Below are 13,767 nucleotides of genomic sequence, written 5' to 3' on the forward strand. Positions count from 1 at the left end.
CGGCTTGGGAGCGGCCCGGCGCTCGGCCCGCGTGAAGATCAGCGATCGTCGCGCCGCTCGCCCTTGTTGCGGCCCGAGAACATGGTCCACCAGATGATGAAGACAAAGATCAGCAGCGCGCCGAGGGCTTCGAGGAGGAGGAGCAGCATGGGGTGGTGGGCGCGGGGAGTGCTGGGCGCGATTCTAGGAAGCCTGGCGGCCTGCTCATCGCCGCCCCTGCTGCCGCCGGACCCACGGCCGGCCGTGCCGTCGACACCCGCCGCAACGCGGCCCGCGCCGCGCTGGGTTGCCGCGGACTGGAAGGACTTGCCCGGCTGGGGCGGTGACGACCTGCTCGCCGCCTGGCCGGCCCTGCTCGGCAGCTGCCAGCGCCCGGCGGCCGGCTGGGCCGAGTTCTGCGCCCGCGCCGCGCTGCAGGCGCCGGGCGACGCGACCGAGGCGGCGCTGTTCGTGATGAAGCATCTGCGCCCCTGGCGCATCGCGGCCGACGGCGGTGAGGCAACCGGCCTGCTGACCGGCTACTTCGAGCCCCAGCTCAGCGCCAGCCGCACCCGCCAGGGCGCCTTCCAGTGGCCGCTGCATGGGCTGCCCGGCGATGCCGCACTGCGCCGCACGCCGCGCCGCGACATCGACGCCAACCCGCGCTTCACCGCGCTGGAGCTGGCGTACCTGGACGACCCCTTCGGCCTGCTGCAACTGCAGATCCAGGGCTCGGGCCGCCTCGTGCTGCGTGATGCCGGCGGCACGGAGCGCATCACGCGCGTTGCCTACGCCGGCCACAACGACCAGCCCTTCCAGTCCGTCGCGCGAGCGCTGCTGGACCGCGGCGAGGTGGGCGACGCGACGCCGCGCACGCTGAGCGACTGGGCGCGCCGCAACCCGGCCAAGGTGCGCGACGCGCTGGCCGTCAACCCGCGCGTCGTCTACTTCCGCGAGGAGGCGCTGCCCGACGTCGGCGTGGGCCCGCGTGGCGCGCAGGGCGTGCCGCTGACGCCGGGCCGTTCGGTCGCCATCGACCGTGCCTTCATCGCGCTGGGCACGCCACTGTGGCTGGACAGCACCGAGCCGCTGTCCACGACGCCGCTGCGCCGCCTCGTGCTGGCCCAGGACACCGGCAGCGCCATCCAGGGTGCCGTGCGGGCCGACTTCTTCTGGGGCTGGGGCGACGACGCCGCGCTGCAGGCCAGCCGCACCAAGCAGCCGCTGCGGCTGTGGGCGTTGTGGCCCATAGACGGGCGCCCGGCCGCACCGTAGTCCAAAGCCCCCTCGGGGGCGGTCGCGGCTGAGCCGCGACCGGGGGCTCCATCTATTCCGAAACCTTGACGCCCTTCCAGAACGCATAGCGCCCCTTGATCTCCGCCGCGGCGGGCAGCGGGTCGGCGTAGTACCAGACCGCGTCGGGGTTCATCTCGCCGTTGACGAACAGGCTGAGGTACTGCGCCTGGCCCTTCCACGGGCAGCCGCTGCGGTGGTTGGAGAAGGTCGTGTATTCCTTCTTCAGGGCTTCGGGCGGGAAATAGTGGTTGCCTTCGACGACCACCGTGTCGTCGCTCTCGGCGATGGTCACGCCGTTCCACACTGCCTTCATCGTCTGCTCCGGGAGAATCGAGGGATGCGACGCTACCACTCCCACCTCGGCCGCGACATCGTCGTCACCGCCGGCAGCGCCCGGGACCTCGACCCCGGGCAGTTCGGCGTGCTCGCCATCGATGGCGGCGCGGGTGGGTGGTCGGTCGTGCACAAGGGGCCGGACGGCGAAGTCGTCGAGCTGAACAACGAGATGCATTTCGAGACACCGGAGGGCGCGCTGGCGTTCGCGAAGGAGTTGATCGACATGCTGGCCGGGGAGTAGCGTCGGCGCCATGCAAACGCACCCACCGCTCACCCTGTACGGCGCCGAGGCCTCCGGCGCCGTCGCCGTCGAAGCCGCACTGACGCTGCTGGGCCTGCCCTACACGCTGATCGAAGGCGCGACCTGGGCCGAGGAGGCCGCGCGCGACCGGGTCGCGCCCACCAACCCCATGCGCCAGATCCCGACGCTGGTGCTGCCCGACGGCGAGGTCATGACCGAGAGCGCGGCCATCCTCATCTATCTGGCCGACCTGGACCCCGCGGCTGGCCTGGCACCCGCGCCCAGCGACCCGCTGCGCCGCCAGTTCCTGCGCTGGATGGTCTACGTGTCTTCGGCCATCTATTCCCTGCACTGGATCAAGCCCGATGTGAGGCGCATCGGCGCACCGCAGACCTGCCGCGAGAGCGTGGTGCAAGCCGTGCACGAGCGCATCGCCTTCTGCTGGGCCAACATGGACGAGCAGCTCAACCCCGGCGACTACCTGCTGGGCGACGAGCTGACGGTGCTGGACCTCTACGTCGCCGTCGTCTCGCGTTTCGGGCCCTGGCGCGAGCGCTTCGAGGAGGTGGCGCCGCGCATGACGCCGGTTGTCCACCGCGTCGATCGCGACCCGCGGCTGGCGGCGTTGTGGCGGGCGCGGTTTCCGGAGGACTGATGACCACCAAGCCGCCGTCGCCCATCGATCCGGCCTTACAGGCCGAGTACTACCACTTGCAGAAAACGATCGAGGACTTCGACGGGCGCGCGTTGACGATCAAGGCCTGGAGCGTGACCTTCGGGCTGGCCTCGCTGGTGAGTGCCTTTGCCAGCAAGGGTCAACTGGTCTTCCTGATCGCCTCGGCAGGTGCGCTGATGTTCTGGTTGCTGGAGGCCTTCTGGAAGAGCTTTCAATTGGGCTATTACGAGCGCGTCGAGCAGATTGAGGCGCATTTCCGCGGCGAGCAGGATCTGGCCAGTGCGCATCAGATCTCTGCCGTCTGGCAGGCCTGGTGGAACTCGGAATCCTGGTGGGTGCTGGCGCGGGTGGGCGTCTGGCCACATGTCGCGCTGCCCCATGCCTTTGTCTGGCTGGCCGGCCTCGGCTGCTACTTCGCCGTCTCGTTCCCGCGCTGACTTGGGCGTCAAACGAGTCTTTCGCAAGAAGGTTTGCCCGCGATGCCCACCCAACGCTTCAATGTCTTCGGACGCCTCCTGGACATCGAACGCAGCGGTGATCGCTGGTCGGTGCTGGCAGTCGGCAATGACGGCAAGCGGGCGCCGGCCGGATTCGTCATTCCGGCGTTTGTAGTGGACGAGGAGCTGGCGCAGTTCCTGTTCGACCTGTTTCATGAGCAGGCGGCGTACAAGAAGGGCGGAATCTTCAGGGTCGAGCGGCAGTCGTCGGGCAGCATTGCGACGAACGCGGCGCGCAAGCTCGAGTGAGATCGCCATGTCGATGCGAACGCTGATGAAGCGCCTGCTGCGGTGGATGGGCTACGCCGTCGCAGCCCTCTTCGTCGCCATCGCAACGGGCGTGCTGGCCTTCGACATCCTGGTCGTCCGGCCTGTCGTCGACCGCATCCAGCGTCGGTTGGAGACCGCCGCGCCCGGCGAGCGTCAACCGCCGGCGGTGGTGCTCGACATGCTGCGGCGATCTCATGGCGACCGGGGCATCATGCATGTGGCTCGGTATGCCACCTCGGACCTGCTGGATGCCGGTCAACGCATGCGCGGGCTGCGCCGCATGTCGACGGAGTGGGGGTTGATGTGGCTGCTGCCCTGGCATCTGAGCGAAGCGGAGATCACCAGCACGCTGCTCGCCACGGCGCACATGGGCAACGGCGTGTATGGCTATGCCGCTGCTGCCCGGCGCTACTTCGGCCTTGCGCTGGAGCACGTGAGCGCCGAGCAGGCCGCCAGGCTGGTGGCCATCGCCTGGTCGCCGTCGTCCTATGTGGAGGGGTCTGAGCGGTTTGAACGCCGCGTTCAGCGGCTGTTGGCCAAGCCGCCGGCGTCTGCGCCGGACGCGCCCTGACGGGCCGCGTGCACTTTCACCTCCGCCTTGACCGATGAACGCCAACACTTTCTTGGCATAGTCGCCGCGCCCGCCCCCTGGCGGGCACCAGGCCCCAAGAAGGAGTTGCCCTTGCTCAGGTTCCTCTTCCGCTGTGTTCTCTTTTTCGTTGGCCTGGCAATGATCGCCGACACCGGGCTGCCCACACGCGTCGAGCAGCTGCGGATCGACCGGCACACCAGCCGTACCGAGGCCGATGATCGCGGCATCAAGACCGGTGACACCAGCTACACGCTGCATCTGATCGACGGCGCGGTGTCGACCTGCTCGGTCGGTTACGCCCTCTACACGCGGCTGAAGGATGGTGACCGCATCGAGGTCCGCTCCACGCGGCTCTTCAAGAACTGCATCCGCATCTCGCAGGGCGACGACGTCCTCCAGGACGACAACTATTGGAAGTATGGGGGCCTCATCTTTGGCGCGCTGCTGATCGCCTCGGCCGTGGGCTGGCTGCGCAGCGACGATGAGGACGACCGGGGCGGGTTTGGCATACGCCTGGGTTAGCGTCCGGCGTACAGATGACTTGGTCAGCGATGCACGAACACATCGAACACCTTCAGGCGCCGAGCGATCACCTGCTTCATCTGTGGTTTGAACCTTGGGCAGAGGGCCTGGCGTTTCCGCCTGGCATGGCCGTTGAGCTTCACGCCGTGTCCGCGCTGCCGGGCCAGCTGGAGCTTGATGTCACCGCAGAGCGCACGGCCGTCTATGGTTGGGCCGGGTCTACGTTGCGAGTTCTCGTTCAAGGGGAGGTCGTGGCGTCATTCGATCAGACGGTTCCGGATGCCTTCGGCAGCCTTTCGACACGAGAAAACATCCGTCTGTTGTTTGGCGAACCCCCTGTCCCGCCCCCCGAAGAAGGGGCAGGGTGGCGCAAACGGCCCTGGTGGCGTTTCCGGGGCTAGTCGCTCAAACCTGCCCACCCGCCTTCGCCCCCTTGCCCTGCAATACCGGCGCATCCGGCATGCCGAGCAGATCTGCCGCCAGCGCCTCGGCCACCTCGATGCCGTCCACGCCGGCGCTCATGATCCCGCCCGCATACCCGGCACCTTCACCCGCCGGGAACAGCCCGCGCACATTGACGCTCTGATAGTCCCGCCCGCGATTGATGCGCAGCGGCGATGAGGTGCGCGTCTCCACACCGGTCAGCACCGCGTCCGGCCGGTCGAAGCCGCGGATCTGGCGGGCGAAGGCGGGGAGGGCTTCGCGGATGGCTTCCAGGCAGTAGGGCGGCAGCGAGCCACGGCCCTTCTGCTGCAGGTCGGTCAGCGTGACGCCCGGCTTGTAGCTGGGCGCCACGTCGCCAAATTCCTTGCTGACCTGGCGCTTGACGAAATCGCCCACCAGCGCGCCCGGTGCCAGGTAGCCGCCGCCGCCCAGCTCGTAGGCGCGGCTTTCCCAGAGGCGCTGGAAGGCCATGCCGTCCAGCGGGTTCACAGGGCTGCCGTCGCGCTTGCCATCCTGCCGATAGTCCTCGGGTGTCAGGCCCACGACGATGCCGGCATTGGCGTTGCGCTCGTTGCGCGAATACTGACTCATGCCGTTGGTGACAACGCGGTTCTCTTCGCTCGTCGCGGCCACGACCGTGCCGCCGGGGCACATGCAGAAGCTGTAGACCGCGCGGCCGTTCTTGGCGTGGTGGACGAGCTTGTAGTCGGCCGCGCCGAGGATGGGGTTGCCGGCGTTGGTGCCGAAGCGGGCCGCGTCGATCAGGCTCTGCGGGTGTTCGATGCGGTAGCCGATGGAGAAAGGCTTGGCCTCCATTTGCACGCCGCGCGCGTGCAGCATCTGGAAGGTGTCGCGCGCGCTGTGGCCCAGCGCGATGACGACGTGCGTCGTGTCAATCTGCTCGCCGGATTCGAGCTGCACACCCCGCACCGCGCCGTCCTCGATGAGCAGGTCGGTCATCTTCTGCTGGAAGCGGATCTCGCCGCCCAGCGCCTCGATGTCGGCGCGCATCTTGATGATCATGCTGACCAGCCGGAAGGTGCCGATGTGGGGCTTGCTGACGTAGAGGATCTCGTCCGGCGCGCCGGCCTTGACGAACTCGGTCAGCACCTTGCGCGTCAGGTGGCGCGGGTCGGTGATCTGGCTCCACAACTTGCCGTCGGAGAAGGTGCCGGCACCGCCCTCGCCGAACTGCACGTTGCTCTCGGGGTGGAGCTTTTGCTCACGCCACAGGCCCCAGGTGTCCTGCGTGCGCTCGCGCACGGCCTTGCCACGTTCCAGCACGATGGGGCGCAGGCCCATCTGCGCCAGGATCAGCGCGGCGAACAGCCCGCAGGGGCCGAAGCCGACGACGACGGGCCGGGGCCCGGTGTGCTCGCCGACCTGGGCCAGGAAGTGATAGCCGGTGTCGGGCGTGGGGCGGACCTGGTGGTCACCGGCAAAGCGGGCCAGCACGGTGGCCTCGTCGACGCCGTCGGCCAAGGTGCAGTCCAGCGTGTAGACGAGCTGGATGTCGCTGCGCTTGCGCGCGTCGTAGCCGCGGCGGAAGACGTGGACGTGGGCCAGCTCGGTGTCGCTGAGCTTGAGCCGCGCTAACACGGCGGGGCGCAGCGCGTCCTCGGCGTGGTTCAGCGGCAGGCGGAGTTCGGTGATGCGGATCATGTCAGCGGCGCGCGGCCGTCCGGAGCCGCTGAGCAACCCCTTGGGGGTGGTTCGCGGATGCGAACGTGGGGGCATTGTCAGTTCAGTGTTTATCCGACAACAAAAACAAACAGGCCCCGCAGGGCCTGTGTGTGTGGGAGATCGTCAGGCGATCAGCCCGGAATTCAACCCGAATGGGGGCGCTTGCCCGGGTTCTTCTTGGAGCGGGTGTGCGCACCGCGCTCCAGGCTGCTCAGCTGGCCCTTGCCGGCGGTGAAGGTCACGCCCTTGGGGGCGGCGGGGCGGGGGGTGGCGCGGCGGTCCGCTTCGGTGATGATCTTGTTGCCCATGATGGCTCTCCAGTGAATCAAAAAGCCCGCTTGCAGGGGCGAGACGCAAAAAGCGACGAAAGTCGGCGATTTTAGCCTGCCTTGCTGCGCCAGGCCTCAAAGTCCGGCAAGTCCATCGGCCGGGCCAGCAGGTAGCCCTGGATCAGGTCGCAGCCGCAGGCCTGGATGACGGCCAGCTCGGCCTCGTTCTCGACGCCCTCGGCCGTGACCGTCAGGCCCAGGCCCTGCCCCACGCTGACGATGGATTTCAGCAGCGCCTGGCGGCGCGGGTCGGCGTCCACGTCCTGCACGAAGCTGCGGTCGATCTTCAGCTCGTCCACCGGCAGGTGCTGCAGATAGGCCAGTGACGACTGCCCGGTGCCAAAGTCGTCGATGGCCAGGCGCACGCCCCAGCTCTTGAGCGCATGCAGCACGGCGATGGGGTCGGTGCCGCTGGCCATCAGCCCGGTCTCGGTAACCTCCAGCTGCAACTGGCCCGGGTCGACGCGGTGCTCGGCCAGCAGTGCGGCCAGCCGCGCCGGCAGGGTCTGGTCCTGGATGTCCAGCGTCGAGATGTTGACGGCGATGGACAGCGGCTCGCGGCCCTCGGCCTCCCAGGCCGCCAGCGTGCGCACGGCGCGGGCCAGCATCCAGTCGGTGATCTGGCGGATGCGGCCGCTGCGCTCGGCGAACGGGATGAAGTCGGCCGGCGGCAGCCAACCGCGTTGTGGGTGGCGCCAGCGCACCAACGCCTCCGCGCCGGTGATGCGGCCGGTCTTCAGGCAGCGCTTGGGCTGCAGGAACTGGCGCAGCTGGTCTTGCTGGATGGCGGTGGCCAGGTCAGACAGCAGGCTCAGGTGCAGCGCGCGTGCGGCCTCGACGCTGGGGCTGTAGACGGCCACCGGCAGGTGCAGGCGCTTGGCCTCGAACATCGCCTGCTCGGCCCGGCGCAGCAGCGTCTCGGTGTCGGCGGCGTGCTCCGGCCAGTGCGCCACGCCCAGCGACACGGACAAGTCCAGCGCCTGGCCCTGCCAGGAGAGCTTGTGCTCGACCTCCTCGCGCAGCTGCGCGGCGAGCGACGCGCCGTGCTCCACGCGCAGCACCGGCGCCAGCGCCGCGAAGGTGCCACCGGCCAGGCGCCCGTAGGCGGCCACGCCCTCGAACAGCGCCTTGAGCTTGGCGGCGGCGCCCCGCAGAAGCGCATCGCCGGCGTCAAAGCCCAGCACGCTGTTGACGGCCTTCAGGCGGTCCACGTCGATGCAGATCAGCACGGCGAACTGTTCGCGCTCGGGCAGGTTGGCCAGCAGCCGGTCGCCGTCGGCGATGAAGCGCGCGCGCTGCGGCAGGCCGGTCAGCAGGTCCACGTCGGCCAGGTGGCGCAGCTCGGCCTCGCGCTCGCCCACCGCCGCGGCCATGGTGTTCATCGCCGCGGCCATGTGGCCCAGCTCGTCGGTGGAGTCGACCTCGATGCGGTGGCCGTACTGGCCTTGTGCAATCAGCTCGGCGCCGTCCTCGGCGCGCTTGAGCGGCTTGACGATGGAGCGCGTGACGCCCACGGCCAGCAGCGCGCCGGCCACCAGCGCCGCGATGCACAGCGCCAGCACGCCGGTGCGGTCGGCGTCGATCTCGTCGCGCAGCTCACGCGCCTTGGCGGTGCCGGCGCGCTCCTCGCTGGCGGCCAGTTGGTGGATGGCGCTGACGAACAGCGACAGCGCGGACTCGGTGTCGCTGCCCAGCAGCGCGCGCGCGGCCTGAAAGTCGTCGCGCTCGATGAGGTCGCGCACGTCCACGTAGCTGGCGCGGTAGTCGGACAGGCGTTGGCGCACATCGGCCAGGCGTTCGCTGCGCGGGCCGGCGGGCAACACGAGAGACAGGCGCTGCATCGCGTCGTCCAGCCGCGCGTTGGCCGAGGCGATCTCGGGGTAGGCGGCCACGCGCAGCTCTGCGTCGGGGCTCATCAGCACCAGCAGCTTGCGGGCGACGGCCTCGGCATTGCGGTTGATCTCGTTGACCGAGTCGCGGATGGCGGCCTGTTCATCGACGATCTGGTTCAGCGCGCCGGACAGGCCGGTCAGCCGGTGCACCGACAGCGCCGCCAGCGCCAGCAGCAGCAGCAGCAGCAGGCCGAAGGCCAGGCCCAGCCGGGTGCGGATGCGCAGCCGCCGCGTGAGGCCGCGCACGGGCGCTGCAGCCGTGTCGGGCGCGTTCATGTCAATGTCACTGGGCGCTCCAGCGCGTCAACAGCAGGCGGGCCGTGGCGACATTCGTCGCGCAGGGCACGTCGTGCACATCGCAGGCGCGCACCAGGGCGTTGATGTCGGGTTCATGCGGCTGCGGCGTCATCGGGTCGCGCAGGAAGACGATACCGTCCAGCTCGCCCACCGCCAGCCGGGCGCCGATCTGCAGATCGCCCCCCATGGGACCGCTGAGCATGCGCTCGATGACCAGGCCATGGGCCTCGGCCAGCCGGGCGCCCGTCGTGCCGGTGGCCATCAGCTGGCAGCGACGCAACAGCGGCAGGAAATCGGCGGCGAGGGCGATCATGTCGTCCTTCTTGCCGTCATGGGCGATCAAGGCGAGTCTCATCGAACGGGCTTGCGGTGCAAAAGCGGCCACGTTACACGCAGTCTGGGGGCTCAGTGCGAAGAACTTGGCAGTTCCTCCGCCCAGCTGGTAACGCTCACTTCATTGCTGGCGCCCGGGCGCCGTCTTCACTGCCACGCGTTGGCAGCAGACGCAGGCAGGATGGGCACCCCATTCACCCCTCGCAGCACCGGCCATGAACTTCCGCCAGCTCCACCAAGGCCCCGAACTCCTGAAGATCGCCAACGTCTGGGACGCCGGCAGCGCCGTCCTCATGCAGAGCCTGGGCGTGCCCGCCGTGGCCACGACCAGCGCCGGCCTGGCCTGGGCGCTGGGCTATGCCGACGGCAACCAGCTGCCCATCGCCGAGCACGCCGCGGCGCTCAAGCGCATCGCCCGCGTCGCGCGCGTGCCGCTGTCCGCCGACAGCGAGGCCGGCTACAGCGACGACCCGGCCACGGCGGCCGACAACGTCATGCGCCTGGTCGAGGCCGGCATCGTCGGCATCAACCTCGAGGACGGCGCCGGTGCGCCGGCCCTGCTGGCCCGCAAGATCGAGGCGATCAAGGCTGCCGCGGCGCGGGCCGGCGTGGACCTCTTCATCAACGCGCGCTGCGACGTCTACCTGCGCAACCTGGCGCCGGGCCGCGCGGCGGAGGAAGTGCTGCTGCGGGCGCGCGACTACGCGGCGGCCGGGGCGGACGGCCTGTTCGCGGCCGGCGTCACGACGGTGGCCGACATCGAGGCGCTGGTGGGCGGCCAGCCGCTGCCGCTGAATGTGATGGCGCGGCCGGCGCTGCCTGACCTGGGTGAACTCCAGCGCCTGGGCGTGCGCCGCATCTCCGCGGGCAGCGCCATCGCCGAGGCGGCGTGGGGGCGGGCGCAGCGCGCGGCCGCAGGCTTCCTGGCCCAAGGCGGGGGCGATGGCCTGTTCGATGGCGCGGCGCCGTATCCCGAAATCAATGCCGCGCTGAACGCCGCGCAATGACGCGTCACGGCTGAACGCTGACGCGGATCTGCAGCTCGCGCTCGGGCCGGCCGGCCGCGTCGCCACTGCTCAGCGTGCCCCGGGGCGCCGGCGCTGCGGCGGTGCCGCTGCGCGCGACGGTCTGCCAGCGGTCCAGCGGCACCTGCAACGTCGACTGGAACGCCTGGTCGTCCTGCTCGATGTCGAACGCGACGCGCACCGGCGCGCTGCCGCCGGGCCAGCTGGGCGTGATGACAAAGCCCTGCGTCGTGCGGCGCTCGCCGCTGCGCGGGCTGGCGTAGATGCGGCGCTGCGCGCCGGATGCGGGGTCCAGTTCGACGACGGCCTCGGCCCATTGCAGGGGTTCCAGCGTCGTCAGCCGCAGTGCGGCGCGTTGGCCGTTCAGCACGTTCAGGCGCTGCATCTGCTGAGGCGGCGGTGCCGCCGTCGACGTGACGACGCCTGCGCCGCGCGGCGAGATGGACCCCGCCGTGCCGACGACGACGGCGCCGTCGCGCACGCCGGCCTGGGCGGCGGGCGCCAGGTTGCTGTCCACCCAGCGCAGCTCGACGACGAGTTGCACCGCCGGCGGCGCGGCGGCGGCCAGCGTCGTCAGCAGGGGCAGCAACAGCAGGGCGCGGCGCTTCATGCGCCCGAGCTTAGTCCCGGGCGACCTGGCCCCGAAGCTGCAAAAGCCGCGGTCCGAACAGGTTGATCGCCAGACCGGACAGCACCAGCGCCGCGGCGATCAGCTTCCAGCCCGGCAGCGGCTCGCCCAGCATCAGGCTGGCCGAGCCCATGCCAAACACCGGCACCAGCAAGGCCATGGGCACGATGCGCCCGGCCGGGTGGCGGGCCAGCAGCCAGCTCCAGACGCCGTAGCCGAACAGCGTGTTGCCCAGCGACTGCCACAGCACGGCGGCCCAGGTGCCGAGATCGGACGCCGCCAGCCCGGCCGCCATCTGCTGCGGCCCGTCGATCAGCAAAGCCAGCAGCAGCAGCGGCGGCACCGCGAAGGCGCTGCTCCAGACGACGTAGGCCAGCATGTCGATGCGGCCGGCGCGCTGGGTCAGCAGATTGGCGCAGGCCCAGGAGAAGGCGGCGGCCAGCACCATGGCCACGCCCAGGGCCGTCGTCGCGCCGTCGGTGTGCGAGGCGATGACGGCCACGCCGCCGGCCGCCAGCACCAGGCCCAGCCACTGCGTGCCCAGCACCTTCTCCTTGCGGATACGCACGGCCAGCAGCAGCGTGAAGAAGACCTGCGTCTGCACGACCAGCGACGCCAGGCCCGGCGAGATCTGGCTGCGCATGGCCAGGTACAGCAGGCCGAACTGGCCCACGCCGATGAACAGGCCATAGCCCGCCAGGTTGCGCCAGCCGACCGCGGGGCGGCGCAGGAAGAAGCAGGCCGGCACCAGCGCGAAGCTGAAGCGCAGCACGGCCAGCGTCATCGGCGGCAGCGTGTGCAGTGCGTATTTGATGACGACGAAGTTGCTGCCCCAGATCGTGACGACGGCGAGGGCGAGCAGGAAGTGGCGCAGCGGCAGCGATTGCGGGGAGGGCGACGACATGGGGTCAGTCTAGGGTGCGGGCCCTCCTACAATTTTTTGCATGGAATACCTCGTCGCCGCCCCAGCGCTGGCCGACCTCGAAGCGGCCGCGCTGGGCGGAGCGGCTGCGGCGCTTACCGAGCTGGCCTGGCAGCTGCGCCAGCGCGAGAGTGCCCGCGCGGCGAGGCTGTGCGCGCAGGTGCAGGCACTGCCCGAGCAGCCGCCCGTGCTGCAGGCGCGGCTGGCGCTGACGCTTTGCGAGATCGCCGCGCTCGAGGGGCGCATCGACGCTGCCGAGACGCTGCTCGCCTCGGCACGCCGTCAGGCGGCCGACGCGGTGCTGGAGGGTGACGCGCTGCTCGCGGAGGCCATCGTCGCCAAGGCACGTGGCCAGCGCGAGCGTGAGCTGGAGGCCTATGCGCGCGCGGCGGCCAGCCACGCGCGCGGGCCCGACCCCCGCCGCGGGGCCGTCGCGCAGGCCTGGCTGGCTTATGAGCAGAGCTTTGCCGTCCCGACCGAAACCGCCAGTGACGCGCTGGACCCGGCCGCCGCTGCTTTTGCCCATGCGGCGCAGGCGCTGCCGCTGTCGCGCCGCGACCCGGGGCGTGCGGCCGAGCTGTTCCTGCGGGCGGCCGACCTGGCCCGGCACTGGGGCCTGCTGCGCCACGCGCTGGTCTGCACGATCAACGCCGGCACGGCGCTTCAGGGCCTGGGCGAGTTCGACCGCGCCGCCGCCTGCTACGACCAGGCCACGCTGGAGGCGCGGGCGGCCGGCTGGCCGGCGCTGATTGGGGCCTGCGAGACGCGGCTGGGCGCCTTTCTGAAGGAGATCGGCCGGCTCGACGAAGCGCTGGTGCTGCAGGGCGATGCGCTGGCCTCGCTGGCGGTCGTGCCGTCCGGCATCAACAAGGCCAATGCCTGCGCGGAGCTGGCGCAGACGCTGCTGGCGCTGGGCCGCGGCGTGGAGGCCGTGGGGCCGATGGCCGAGGCGATCGCGATGTACCGCGCGGGGCGCTCCACCGACAACCTTGCCGTCAACCTGCTGGGCCTGGCGCGGGCGTTGTCGGCGGCGGGCCAGGTCGAGGCGGCGCAGGCAGCGCTGGCCGAGGCCCGGGTGTTGATCGCACAGCATGGCTTCAGCGCGCTGGTGGTGGGCGTGCACGAGGTGTTGACCCAGATGCACCGCCGCCATCCGCGCCTGCCGCCGCCGGCCGGGCTGGCACTGCCCAACGCGGCGCTGCATCACGGCGAGGCGACGCTGGCCGAGGGGCTGACGATCGTTGGCTGGCAGGCCCCGGCGTCGTTGTACGTGGCCTTGGCCGAGGACTGGGCCGCCGCGGGTGACATGGGCCGGGCCTATGCGCACGCGCGCAGCGCGCTCGCCGTGAAGGAGCGGGAGGCCCAGCGCATGCGGCTCAGCCATCCGCTGGCGGCGCTGCGCCGCGGGCCGGCTTCGCTGGGCGCCGGCACGACGGTGGCCGAGCGACTGCTGAGCCCCAAGGAGCGCGAAGTGCTGGTGCTGGTGGCACGCAGCTACTCCAACAAGGAGATCGCCACGGCGCTGGCGGTCAGCGACGAGACGGTCAAGTCGCACCTGAAGAAGATCTACGCCAAGCTGGAAGCGGGTTCGCGCAAGCATGCGGTGACGCGGGCGCGGGCCTTGGGCGTCATCGGCCTGCCCGTCTGATCCCTGGCTGCGGGAATTCCCCGCCGGGGTTTGTGCTCCCCGCAGTCGCGGGTCCCCCGCCGCGGGGGATGGGCGGGCGCTTGAGCGCGCCGCACAGTGCCCTCACCCCGGACGAGACGACCACTCAGCGCGGGCCGGCGGCATGACCACGGGCTTG

At 70.6% G+C, this 13,767-nt stretch carries 17 protein-coding genes; 9 read left to right on the forward strand and 8 right to left on the reverse strand.

From position 1 onward, the window contains the following. Positions 1-243 precede the first annotated feature (243 nt). Entirely contained in the window at positions 244-1,254 is a 1,011-nt protein-coding gene (mltA, locus tag AC1D29_RS15190; RefSeq protein WP_477898774.1) for a murein transglycosylase A, read from the forward strand. A gap of 52 nt (positions 1,255-1,306) precedes the next feature. Here the strand turns inward: mltA and AC1D29_RS15195 are convergent, their stop codons facing one another. After that, a complete protein-coding gene (locus tag AC1D29_RS15195) occupies positions 1,307-1,588 on the reverse strand; it encodes a DUF427 domain-containing protein (protein WP_477898776.1) in 282 nt (93 codons plus the stop codon). 24 nt (positions 1,589-1,612) lie between these two features. Between AC1D29_RS15195 and AC1D29_RS15200 the strand changes: the two genes are divergently transcribed. The 6 genes from AC1D29_RS15200 to AC1D29_RS15225 all read left to right on the forward strand — a co-directional run bounded on the left by AC1D29_RS15200 (position 1,613) and on the right by AC1D29_RS15225 (position 4,409). Next, the gene (locus AC1D29_RS15200) at positions 1,613-1,852 is read left to right on the forward strand and encodes a hypothetical protein (protein ID WP_477898778.1); all 240 of its coding nucleotides are present in this window, start codon (positions 1,613-1,615) and stop codon (positions 1,850-1,852) included. 10 nt (positions 1,853-1,862) lie between these two features. Further along, a complete protein-coding gene (locus tag AC1D29_RS15205; protein WP_477898780.1) occupies positions 1,863-2,507 on the forward strand; it encodes a glutathione S-transferase family protein in 645 nt (214 codons plus the stop codon). After that, positions 2,507-2,965 carry a hypothetical protein gene (locus AC1D29_RS15210; RefSeq protein ID WP_477898782.1) on the forward strand — a complete coding sequence of 153 codons (459 nt, stop codon included), beginning with the start codon at positions 2,507-2,509 and terminating at the stop codon, positions 2,963-2,965. The genes AC1D29_RS15205 and AC1D29_RS15210 overlap by 1 nt, the downstream gene beginning before the upstream one ends. 42 nt (positions 2,966-3,007) lie before the next feature. Beyond that, positions 3,008-3,274 carry a DUF7661 family protein gene (locus AC1D29_RS15215; RefSeq protein WP_477898784.1) on the forward strand — a complete coding sequence of 89 codons (267 nt, stop codon included), beginning with the start codon at positions 3,008-3,010 and terminating at the stop codon, positions 3,272-3,274. A gap of 25 nt (positions 3,275-3,299) precedes the next feature. Beyond that, a complete protein-coding gene (locus AC1D29_RS15220) occupies positions 3,300-3,866 on the forward strand; it encodes a transglycosylase domain-containing protein (protein ID WP_477898786.1) in 567 nt (188 codons plus the stop codon). A gap of 111 nt (positions 3,867-3,977) precedes the next feature. Then, complete coding sequence (locus tag AC1D29_RS15225) at positions 3,978-4,409, forward strand: hypothetical protein (protein WP_477898788.1); 432 nt, start codon at positions 3,978-3,980, stop codon at positions 4,407-4,409. A 23-nt stretch (positions 4,410-4,432) separates the two neighbouring features. Here AC1D29_RS15225 and AC1D29_RS15230 read toward each other — a convergent pair whose 3' ends face one another. From AC1D29_RS15230 to AC1D29_RS15250, 5 genes are all read right to left on the reverse strand, one after another. Then, positions 4,433-4,651: a hypothetical protein gene (locus tag AC1D29_RS15230; RefSeq protein ID WP_477898790.1), complete on the reverse strand. Its 219-nt coding sequence runs from the start codon at positions 4,649-4,651 to the stop codon at positions 4,433-4,435. Positions 4,652-4,814: 163 nt separating this feature from the next. Then, the gene (locus tag AC1D29_RS15235) at positions 4,815-6,515 is read right to left on the reverse strand and encodes an NAD(P)/FAD-dependent oxidoreductase (RefSeq protein ID WP_477898792.1); all 1,701 of its coding nucleotides are present in this window, start codon (positions 6,513-6,515) and stop codon (positions 4,815-4,817) included. 164 nt (positions 6,516-6,679) lie between these two features. Further along, the gene (locus AC1D29_RS15240; protein WP_477898794.1) at positions 6,680-6,844 is read right to left on the reverse strand and encodes a hypothetical protein; all 165 of its coding nucleotides are present in this window, start codon (positions 6,842-6,844) and stop codon (positions 6,680-6,682) included. Positions 6,845-6,915: 71 nt separating this feature from the next. Continuing rightward, the gene (locus AC1D29_RS15245) at positions 6,916-9,033 is read right to left on the reverse strand and encodes a putative bifunctional diguanylate cyclase/phosphodiesterase (RefSeq protein ID WP_477898796.1); all 2,118 of its coding nucleotides are present in this window, start codon (positions 9,031-9,033) and stop codon (positions 6,916-6,918) included. Positions 9,034-9,040: 7 nt separating this feature from the next. Beyond that, positions 9,041-9,409: a methylglyoxal synthase gene (locus tag AC1D29_RS15250; protein WP_477898798.1), complete on the reverse strand. Its 369-nt coding sequence runs from the start codon at positions 9,407-9,409 to the stop codon at positions 9,041-9,043. 193 nt (positions 9,410-9,602) lie between these two features. On the opposite strand from AC1D29_RS15250, the gene AC1D29_RS15255 reads away from it, so the two are divergent. Next, complete coding sequence (locus tag AC1D29_RS15255) at positions 9,603-10,394, forward strand: isocitrate lyase/PEP mutase family protein (RefSeq protein WP_477898800.1); 792 nt, start codon at positions 9,603-9,605, stop codon at positions 10,392-10,394. A gap of 4 nt (positions 10,395-10,398) precedes the next feature. Here AC1D29_RS15255 and AC1D29_RS15260 read toward each other — a convergent pair whose 3' ends face one another. Both AC1D29_RS15260 and AC1D29_RS15265 read right to left on the reverse strand, forming a co-directional pair. After that, positions 10,399-11,022 (reverse strand): hypothetical protein, encoded by a 624-nt coding sequence (locus tag AC1D29_RS15260; RefSeq protein WP_477898802.1) that lies wholly within the window; start codon positions 11,020-11,022, stop codon positions 10,399-10,401. 10 nt (positions 11,023-11,032) lie between these two features. Further along, on the reverse strand, positions 11,033-11,920 hold the full coding sequence (locus AC1D29_RS15265) for an EamA family transporter (RefSeq protein WP_477899117.1): 888 nt from the start codon (positions 11,918-11,920) through the stop codon (positions 11,033-11,035). Between the two features lie 64 nt (positions 11,921-11,984). On the opposite strand from AC1D29_RS15265, the gene AC1D29_RS15270 reads away from it, so the two are divergent. After that, positions 11,985-13,610, forward strand: coding sequence for a helix-turn-helix transcriptional regulator (locus AC1D29_RS15270; RefSeq protein WP_477898804.1), 1,626 nt, complete (start codon positions 11,985-11,987; stop codon positions 13,608-13,610). Positions 13,611-13,767 lie beyond the last annotated feature (157 nt).

This window comes from Roseateles sp. P1_C6, assembly GCF_056406315.1.

Coding starts and splice junctions, on each gene's coding strand:
- AC1D29_RS15240 (WP_477898794.1), bottom strand. CDS start 6,844: ATGGGCAACAAGATCATCACCGAAGCGGACCGCCGCGCCACCCCCCGC.
- AC1D29_RS15270 (WP_477898804.1), top strand. CDS start 11,985: ATGGAATACCTCGTCGCCGCCCCAGCGCTGGCCGACCTCGAAGCGGCC.
- AC1D29_RS15215 (WP_477898784.1), top strand. CDS start 3,008: ATGCCCACCCAACGCTTCAATGTCTTCGGACGCCTCCTGGACATCGAA.
- AC1D29_RS15220 (WP_477898786.1), top strand. CDS start 3,300: ATGAAGCGCCTGCTGCGGTGGATGGGCTACGCCGTCGCAGCCCTCTTC.
- AC1D29_RS15235 (WP_477898792.1), bottom strand. CDS start 6,515: ATGATCCGCATCACCGAACTCCGCCTGCCGCTGAACCACGCCGAGGAC.
- AC1D29_RS15205 (WP_477898780.1), top strand. CDS start 1,863: ATGCAAACGCACCCACCGCTCACCCTGTACGGCGCCGAGGCCTCCGGC.
- AC1D29_RS15250 (WP_477898798.1), bottom strand. CDS start 9,409: ATGAGACTCGCCTTGATCGCCCATGACGGCAAGAAGGACGACATGATC.
- AC1D29_RS15195 (WP_477898776.1), bottom strand. CDS start 1,588: ATGAAGGCAGTGTGGAACGGCGTGACCATCGCCGAGAGCGACGACACG.
- AC1D29_RS15200 (WP_477898778.1), top strand. CDS start 1,613: ATGCGACGCTACCACTCCCACCTCGGCCGCGACATCGTCGTCACCGCC.
- AC1D29_RS15210 (WP_477898782.1), top strand. CDS start 2,507: ATGACCACCAAGCCGCCGTCGCCCATCGATCCGGCCTTACAGGCCGAG.
- AC1D29_RS15245 (WP_477898796.1), bottom strand. CDS start 9,033: ATGAACGCGCCCGACACGGCTGCAGCGCCCGTGCGCGGCCTCACGCGG.
- AC1D29_RS15255 (WP_477898800.1), top strand. CDS start 9,603: ATGAACTTCCGCCAGCTCCACCAAGGCCCCGAACTCCTGAAGATCGCC.
- AC1D29_RS15260 (WP_477898802.1), bottom strand. CDS start 11,022: ATGAAGCGCCGCGCCCTGCTGTTGCTGCCCCTGCTGACGACGCTGGCC.